Origin of the sequence: Streptosporangium sp. NPDC048047 (genome assembly GCF_040653115.1) — a bacterium.
GTDB lineage: Bacteria > Actinomycetota > Actinomycetes > Streptosporangiales > Streptosporangiaceae > Streptosporangium.
The window spans coordinates 100,874-107,777 of record NZ_JBEZNH010000025.1; the positions used below are offsets into that span (position 1 = coordinate 100,874).

A 6,904-nucleotide genomic window follows, 5' to 3' on the forward strand; every position below is an offset into this window, starting at 1 on the left:
CCCGGTGAGGCGCGGCCCCGGTCCCCTCCGAGGGGACCGGGGCCGCGCCGCGTCCGGGTCGGTGGGGGATCAGCTGACCGCCCGCAGCGCGTCGACGACGCCGTAGCCGAAGAAGCCGTTGCGGATCGAGGTGCCCTCGCACACCTGGGTCGTGGTGATCTCCCCGCCGCCGGCCAGCCGCCGGACGTACGTGTAGGCGGGCGGGACGGGGCAGGACCGCCGGGTGGCGGTCGTCCTGAGCCGCCGCTCCACGACGTCCGGGGCGAGCGTCTTGCCGCCGTGGACCGGGTCGGGCACGCCGTACCGGCTGACGATCAGCGCCGCCACCCCGGCGGCGTGCGGGGAGGCCATGGAGGTGCCCTGGAGGTACTCGTAGTAGCCGCAGACGCGGCCCCGGCAGCTGCGCACGATGTCGGCGATCCTGGGCGTGCCGTCGGGGTTCAGCTCGCCCCGCTTCTCGGCCACCGACTTCGGGTAGGCGGCGAGCACCGCCCGGGTGATGTTCTGGGTCTTGGTCGGCGTGTCGTAGACGTCACCGCCGGGGGCGGCCGCGAAGACGTAGCCGTCGCCGTAGTCGGAGTAGTACGCCTTGCGCCCGCTGATGCCGGTGGCCGAGATCGCGAGCACGTGGTCGCCCTCGCTCGGCAGGGACAGGCAGGACGGCGGGATGAGCCGGTTGCGGGTCCGCTGCCCGGCCACCCGGGCGAAGTCGGGACTCGAGGTGTCGAGGATCTGCTTGGTGTAGTCGCCGGCGCCGTTGCCCACGGCGGAGATCAGGGTGACGTTCCGGTCGTGGGCGTAGTCGAGGGCCCGCTGGACGGCCGTGATGACCGTCTGCTGGTCCCGGCGCTCCTCGGGGCTGTCGGCGGGGTTATCGGTGCAGTTGAACAGCCAGGGGTCGACGTAGTAGCTCATGTTGACCACGTCGACGCCGTTGTCGGCGGCGTAGGTCAGCGCGTCCACGGTCGGCTGGAGGAAGAAGTAGCCGCTGTCCTGGCCGACCCGCAGGCTGACGATCGAGGCGCCGGGTGCGACGCCCGCGACGCCCAGCCCGTTGATCGGGGAGGCGATCGTGGACGCCACGTGCGTGCCGTGGCCGTTCTCGTCGACGGTGGCCGGGTCGGTGCAGGACCTGTCCGGTTCCTGGTCGCACGGGCCGTCGAGTTCCTTGCCGTTGGCGTCGACCGGCATGTCGACGGTGAAGTTGCGGCTCAGCCCGGCGTTGTAGTTGGCCTCGATGTCGGGGTGGGTGGCGTCCACGCCGGTGTCGAGGATGCCGACGAGCACGGCGTGGGTGCCCCGCGACCGCCGGTAGGAGCCGGTGACGGTGGCGTGGATCTGCCGCATGTCCCACTGCCGGACGGCCAGCGGTTCGGGCCGGAGCGCGGACGCACCGGAGTCCGCCGCGTCGGGGTCGTCCGTCCGGACCGCGCCGTCGGGGGCCCGTACCGGCCCGCTCCGCTGCGGGACCCGGCCGATGACCATGTCGCGGGCGACGCCCTCGATCCGGGGGTCGGCCCGGAGCGCGTCGGCGAACGCGGGGCCGGTCGCGGTGACGGTGGCGACGCCGACGGCGGCGTTCTCCCTGGTGACGGTGCCACCCGCCGCCAGGACGGCCCGCCGGGCGTCGGCGGCGCTCACGCCCCGCCGGTACAGGACCACGTACCCGCCGCCGCGTCCCTCCCCCGGCGCCGTGTCCGGCCTCCGCGCCTGCGCCGGGACCGCCAGTGTGGCCGTGGTGAGGGCGGCAGCGGCGGCGATGACGATGACGCGCTTCACGCATACCTCCGTGTCGGATTCTCCTCCCGCCGGTGCGAATTCACCGGCGGGGCGATGCATAGGCCAGGGAATTGCACCCCGGTACGGCGAAGCAAGGACCGGAGGCTTTCCGCGCCGTGTCCGGACGTTAAGCGTGCCGGAGCGTTAACCGCGCCGCCGCGCCACCACCAGCATGTTCCTTTTTCGGAAATGTTCCTCTAACGTATGGAATTCCATTGTCCGTATGGGTTCGGAAGCACGGCCGCGGGCCGGCGCGCCGGCCGTACGGTCCTTTTCCGAGGGCCGCCCCGCATTCGGAAGGTGAGAAGTGAGAGCGTTCGTCATCACCGAACCGCGCCGGTGTTCGGTGCTGGACGTCGAGCCGCCGGCCCCGATGGCGGGCCAGGTCGTCGTGGACGTGGAACGGGCCGGGCTGTGCGGCACCGACGTCGAGTTCTTCACCGGCGAGATGGCCTACCTCCACCAGGGCCACGCGCGCTACCCGGTGCGTGTCGGGCACGAGTGGTGCGGGACCGTCGCCTCCGTGGGCGAGGGGGTGGACGAGCGCTGGATCGGCCGGCGCGTCACCGGCGACACCATGCTCGGCTGCGGCCGGTGCCGCCGCTGCCGCGCGGGGCGGCCGCACGTGTGCGACGCCCGCCACGAGATCGGCATCCGCGGCGGGTGGCCGGGCGCCCTGGCCGAGCAGGTGGCGGTGCCGGTCACGGCGCTGCACCCGCTGCCGGAGGAGGTCGACGCGGTGGCCGGCGCCATGGTGGAGCCGGGCGGCAACGCGCTGCGGGCCGTACAGGCGGCGGAGGTGGAGCCGGGCGACCGGGTGCTGGTGGCCGGCCCCGGCTCGATCGGGCTGCTCGCGGCCTCGTTCGCGCTGATCCAGGGGGCGGAGGTGCACGTCCTGGGCGTCTCGGAGCGGTCGCTGGCGTTCGCCCGCGCGCTCGGGGCGCACGGGGCCTGGACGGCCGAGCGGCTGCCCGCGGGGCCGTTCGACGCGGTGATCGACGCCTCCACCTCCCCCGCCCTGCCGGCGCGGGCCCTGGACCTGGTGGAGCCGAGCGGACGGGTGGTCTGCGTCGGCCTGGCGCCGGAACCCAGCACGGTCGACACCCGGGCGATGGTCCTCAAGGACGTGACGATGACCGGGGTGCTGAGCGGCTCCGGCGGGCTCGCCGAGACGATCGAGCACTACGCCTCCGGGGAGGTGGATCCGCGCCCGCTGGTGGCCGCCACGGTCGGCCTGGAGGAGGCGGCCGGCGTGCTGGCGGGCTCGCGTCCGGCCGGGGCGGGCCAGGGCCCGAAGATCCACGTCGATCCGCGGAGGTGAGCGGCGGGCCGCCGGTTCCCGCGCCGGCGACCGGCGCGCCCTCCGGCGACGGTGACCGTACGGCGGAGCGCCGGAGTGCGTCAGAGGCGCGGCGCGTCAGAGGCGCAGTCCCCCCTGGGCGGAGCCCCGCCACTCCACGAGCAGGACGGTGGCGTCGTCCTGCAACTTGTGGTCGTGGTATTCGAGCAGCTGGTGGATGAGGCGGCGCAGGGTCTCGGAGATCGGCAGCCCGGCGGAGTTCTGGCGGATGACGAAGTCGATGAAACGCTCCAGTCCGAACTCCCGCCCCTCCTCGTCACGGGCCTCGATGATGCCGTCGGTGTAGAACAGCAGCCGGTCGCCGGGTTCCAGCTGTTCCGTGCAGAGGGTCACCGGCAGGCCGAGATCGAGGCCCATGGGGTGCGCGGGACGGCACTCCAGCGTGCCGACCCAGCGGCCGGCCCTGATCAGCACCGGCGGGTGGTGCCCGCGGTTGACCCAGGTCAGCTCGCCGGTCTTGGTGTCGAGGTGGGCCAGGATCGCGGTGGCGAACCGGTTGGCCCGGCCGAACTGCTCGACCAGGACCCGCTCGATGTTCTCGCTCGTCCCGATCAGGTCGGTTCCCCGGCGGCGGCTGTGGCGGCAGGCGGAGACCGCGAGGCTGGCGGTGATCCCGGCGGCGGTGTCGTGTCCCATGGCGTCGAAGATCGCCAGGTGCACCATGTCGCCGAAGACGGCGTAGTCGAAGGCGTCACCGCCCACCTCGTAGGCCGGTTCCTGGGCGGCGCTGACCGCCACGTCCTCGTTGGCGAACGTGTTCAGCGGCATGAGGTTCTGCTGCATCTCGGCCGCGACGTTCATCGAGCGGGTGCGCACCAGCCGGGCGTAGGAGTCGCTGTGGCGGCGCTTGCTCTCGATGAGCAGTGCGATCAGCGACGCGAGGGCCTTGGCGTCGGAGAGGGCCTGGTCGTCCGGGACCCGGGCGCTGACGCGGATGACGCCGAGGCGTTCGGCGCCGTCCAGCACCGGCACCCACCACCACTCCAGCTCGTCCTCGTCGCCGATCTTCGGCAGGACCCGAACTTCCTGGAAGGCCCGGCCGGCGAGGGTGCCGTCGACGCGCAGCTCTCCCGGCTCGGAGCCCTCGTTGTGCGCCGTGTCGAGGCTGTGGCCGGTCATCAGGCGCAGGACCTGCTGCTGGAGATCGACGACGTAGATCTGCACGCCGAACAGGCCGGCGCGGGCGGCGTGCTCGTTGACGAGGGAGGGCAGCCGTTCGAGCGCGACGAGATGGCTGGCGGTCAGCAGGCCGGTCAGCATCCGGGCGGTGTCTCTGGGAGAGTCGGTCATCTGGCTCCCGTCTCGCGTGGGCGGTCCGCGCTTTCGCGGCCCCTCTCCGGGAGGTCGCGGCCCCGCCGACGGGCGGGTGGACGGAACGCCTGACGCGAAGCTGCCCCGAAACCAGCGGGCTATGTCGAGTTTTCCTTCATCTGAAAATAGCCTAAATCATGACATCTCTCCTCATTGGGGACGTCACGCACGGGGCCCACACGGGGGCAGGCCCGGCGGAACCGGCCGGGGGCCCATAACACGGCGATAGGGGGTTTTTGGCAGATCCCGCCGGGACGCTCCGGCCAATACTTTGACAGCACCCCTCACAAGGAGTGCTGATGTTCAGTCGACGTACCCTCCTGACCGGAGCCACCGCCGCCCTGGCCCTCGCGGCCACCCTGTCGCCCACCGCGGCACAGGCCGCCTCCGCACCCCTCCCCCCGGCCGCCATGGACGCCCTCCAGCGCGACCTGGGCATCACCGCCGAGCAGGCCGTTCAGCGGCTCGCCAACGAGTCCCGCGCCATGGGCGTGCAGGCCAACCTGACCAAGGCGCTCGGCGCCAAGTACGCGGGGGCGTGGTTCAACGCCGACGCCTCGCAGTTCATCGTCGCCACCAGCGACGCCGCCCAGACTCCCACCATCAAGGCTCAGGGCGCCCAGCCCGTCGTCGTCGGCCGCTCACTGGCCGACCTCGACGCGGTCAAGGCAAAGCTCGACCAGGCCCCCGAGGCCGCCAGGGCCAAGGCCGCCCTGTGGTACGTCGACATCCCGGCCAACAGCGTCGTGGTCCAGGCCGCCGACCAGGCCGCCGGCGAGGCCCTCGTCGCCGCGGCCGGCCTGAGCCTGGACGCGGTCCAGGTCAAGGTCAGCGCCGAGCAGCCCCAGACGTTCATCAACCTCATCGGCGGCAGCGCGTACTACATCAACGGCACCAGCCGCTGCAGCATCGGCTTCGCCGTCACCCGATCGGGCAGCCCCGGCTTCGTCAGCGCGGGTCACTGCGGCCGGACCGGCGCCACCACCACCAACCCGTCCGGCACCTTCGCCGGCTCGTCGTTCCCCGGCAACGACTACTCCTACGTCTCCACCCCGGGCCACACCCCCACGCCGTACGTGCGCGGCTCCGGCGGCGCCATGGTCACCGTCCGCGGCTCGTCCGTGGCGGCGATCGGCGCCTCGGTCTGCCGCTCCGGCTCCACCACCGGCTGGCACTGCGGCACCATCCAGCAGTACAACTCGACCGTGAACTACGCGCAGGGCACGGTCTACGGCCTGACCCGCACCAACGTGTGCGCCGAGCCCGGTGACTCCGGCGGTTCCTTCATCTCGGGCAACCAGGCCCAGGGCATGACCTCCGGCGGCTCGGGCAACTGCTCCTCCGGCGGCACGACCTACTTCCAGCCCGTCAACGAGGCCCTCAGCGCCTACGGCCTGACCCTCAAGACCGGCTGAATGTAGTACTGCGACGCAGTAACACTGCGACGCTGCGTGTCGCGGCTCGGGGTAGCGCTCATGGCGACGCTGGCGCGTCGCGGCTCGGGGGCTCTTGACCCGGTGCCTTCCCTCGTCGCTCCGTCGCTTCGCTCCTCCGCTCCTCAGTCCAGACACCGGCGCCCCCTCGCGGGCCCAGACACCGGCGCCCCCTCGCGGGTCCCGACAACGGCACCCCCGAGGGGGTCCGGACAACGGCACCCCTCGTAAGTCCCCCGTCAGGGTGAGGTTTCCTCGCCCTGACGGGCACCCCCCAACGGCCGAGGAGGCCTCCCAGATGTCCAGGATCATCCGCACCCTCGCCGCCCTCCTGGTAGGGCTCGCCGCCCTGGTGGCGATCTCACCCGCCTCGTCCGCGTCATCCACCTCGTTCGCGCGGGCGGCCGGGGCGGACGCCCGGCAGGCGGTGGCCGTGCGCGTGCTGCGCTACGACGCGAGCCGGGCCGCGGAGTTCCGCTCGGCGGTCGACCAGGCCGCGCAGATCTGGAACTCCAGCGTGTCCAACGTGCGCCTGGTGGCCGGCACCCCTGCGGACTTCGTCGTCCTGGCCGACGACGGATGGCCCCGCACCCAGCCGATCAGCCTGGGCCGGGGGACCATCTGGATGGGCAGGCAGGCCACCGCGGAGGGCCACAACCCGCTGCGGATCGCCGCCCACGAGATCGGTCACATCCTGGGCCTGCCGGACCGGCGCACCGGTCTGTGCACGGACCTGATGTCCGGCGCGAGCGCGGGCACGAGCTGCACCAACCCCTACCCGAACTCGACCGAGAAGGCCCAGGTCAACCGGAACTTCGCCGGCTTCGCCCCGGCGATCCGCTTCGGCGAGATCTACGTCGACAGCCCTGAGGCCGCCCTGAGGTAACCCTTCTCGGCCCTTCTCGGCGGCGACCCGGCATCCCCTCCCGGCGGGGGGGGGGGGGGGGGGCGGCCGCCCGGGGGGCGGGGGGGGGCGGGCCCCCCCCCCGCCCCCGCCACCCCCCACACCCCCACCCACCAC

At 72.9% G+C, this 6,904-nt stretch carries 5 protein-coding genes; 3 read left to right on the plus strand and 2 right to left on the minus strand.

Annotated features, from left to right (window positions below; all coding sequences use genetic code 11):
- Positions 1 to 69 precede the first annotated feature (69 nt).
- Positions 70 to 1,779, minus strand: a complete 1,710-nt coding sequence (locus AB0D67_RS22045) for a S8 family serine peptidase (protein ID WP_362938612.1) — start codon at positions 1,777 to 1,779, stop codon at positions 70 to 72.
- Positions 1,780 to 2,086: 307 nt separating this feature from the next.
- On the opposite strand from AB0D67_RS22045, the gene AB0D67_RS22050 reads away from it, so the two are divergent.
- Positions 2,087 to 3,100 (plus strand): alcohol dehydrogenase catalytic domain-containing protein, encoded by a 1,014-nt coding sequence (locus AB0D67_RS22050; protein ID WP_362938615.1) that lies wholly within the window; start codon positions 2,087 to 2,089, stop codon positions 3,098 to 3,100.
- A gap of 96 nt (positions 3,101 to 3,196) precedes the next feature.
- Here AB0D67_RS22050 and AB0D67_RS22055 read toward each other — a convergent pair whose 3' ends face one another.
- A complete protein-coding gene (locus AB0D67_RS22055; RefSeq protein WP_362938618.1) occupies positions 3,197 to 4,429 on the minus strand; it encodes a PP2C family protein-serine/threonine phosphatase in 1,233 nt (410 codons plus the stop codon).
- A 320-nt stretch (positions 4,430 to 4,749) separates the two neighbouring features.
- Here AB0D67_RS22055 and AB0D67_RS22060 point away from each other — a divergent pair, with 320 nt between their 5' ends.
- Both AB0D67_RS22060 and AB0D67_RS22065 read left to right on the plus strand, forming a co-directional pair.
- Positions 4,750 to 5,865 (plus strand): alpha-lytic protease prodomain-containing protein, encoded by a 1,116-nt coding sequence (locus AB0D67_RS22060; RefSeq protein WP_362938621.1) that lies wholly within the window; start codon positions 4,750 to 4,752, stop codon positions 5,863 to 5,865.
- Positions 5,866 to 6,181: 316 nt separating this feature from the next.
- On the plus strand, positions 6,182 to 6,769 hold the full coding sequence (locus AB0D67_RS22065; protein ID WP_362938624.1) for a snapalysin family zinc-dependent metalloprotease: 588 nt from the start codon (positions 6,182 to 6,184) through the stop codon (positions 6,767 to 6,769).
- Positions 6,770 to 6,904 lie beyond the last annotated feature (135 nt).

Coding starts and splice junctions, on each gene's coding strand:
- AB0D67_RS22060 (WP_362938621.1), top strand. CDS start 4,750: ATGTTCAGTCGACGTACCCTCCTGACCGGAGCCACCGCCGCCCTGGCC.
- AB0D67_RS22065 (WP_362938624.1), top strand. CDS start 6,182: ATGTCCAGGATCATCCGCACCCTCGCCGCCCTCCTGGTAGGGCTCGCC.
- AB0D67_RS22055 (WP_362938618.1), bottom strand. CDS start 4,429: ATGACCGACTCTCCCAGAGACACCGCCCGGATGCTGACCGGCCTGCTG.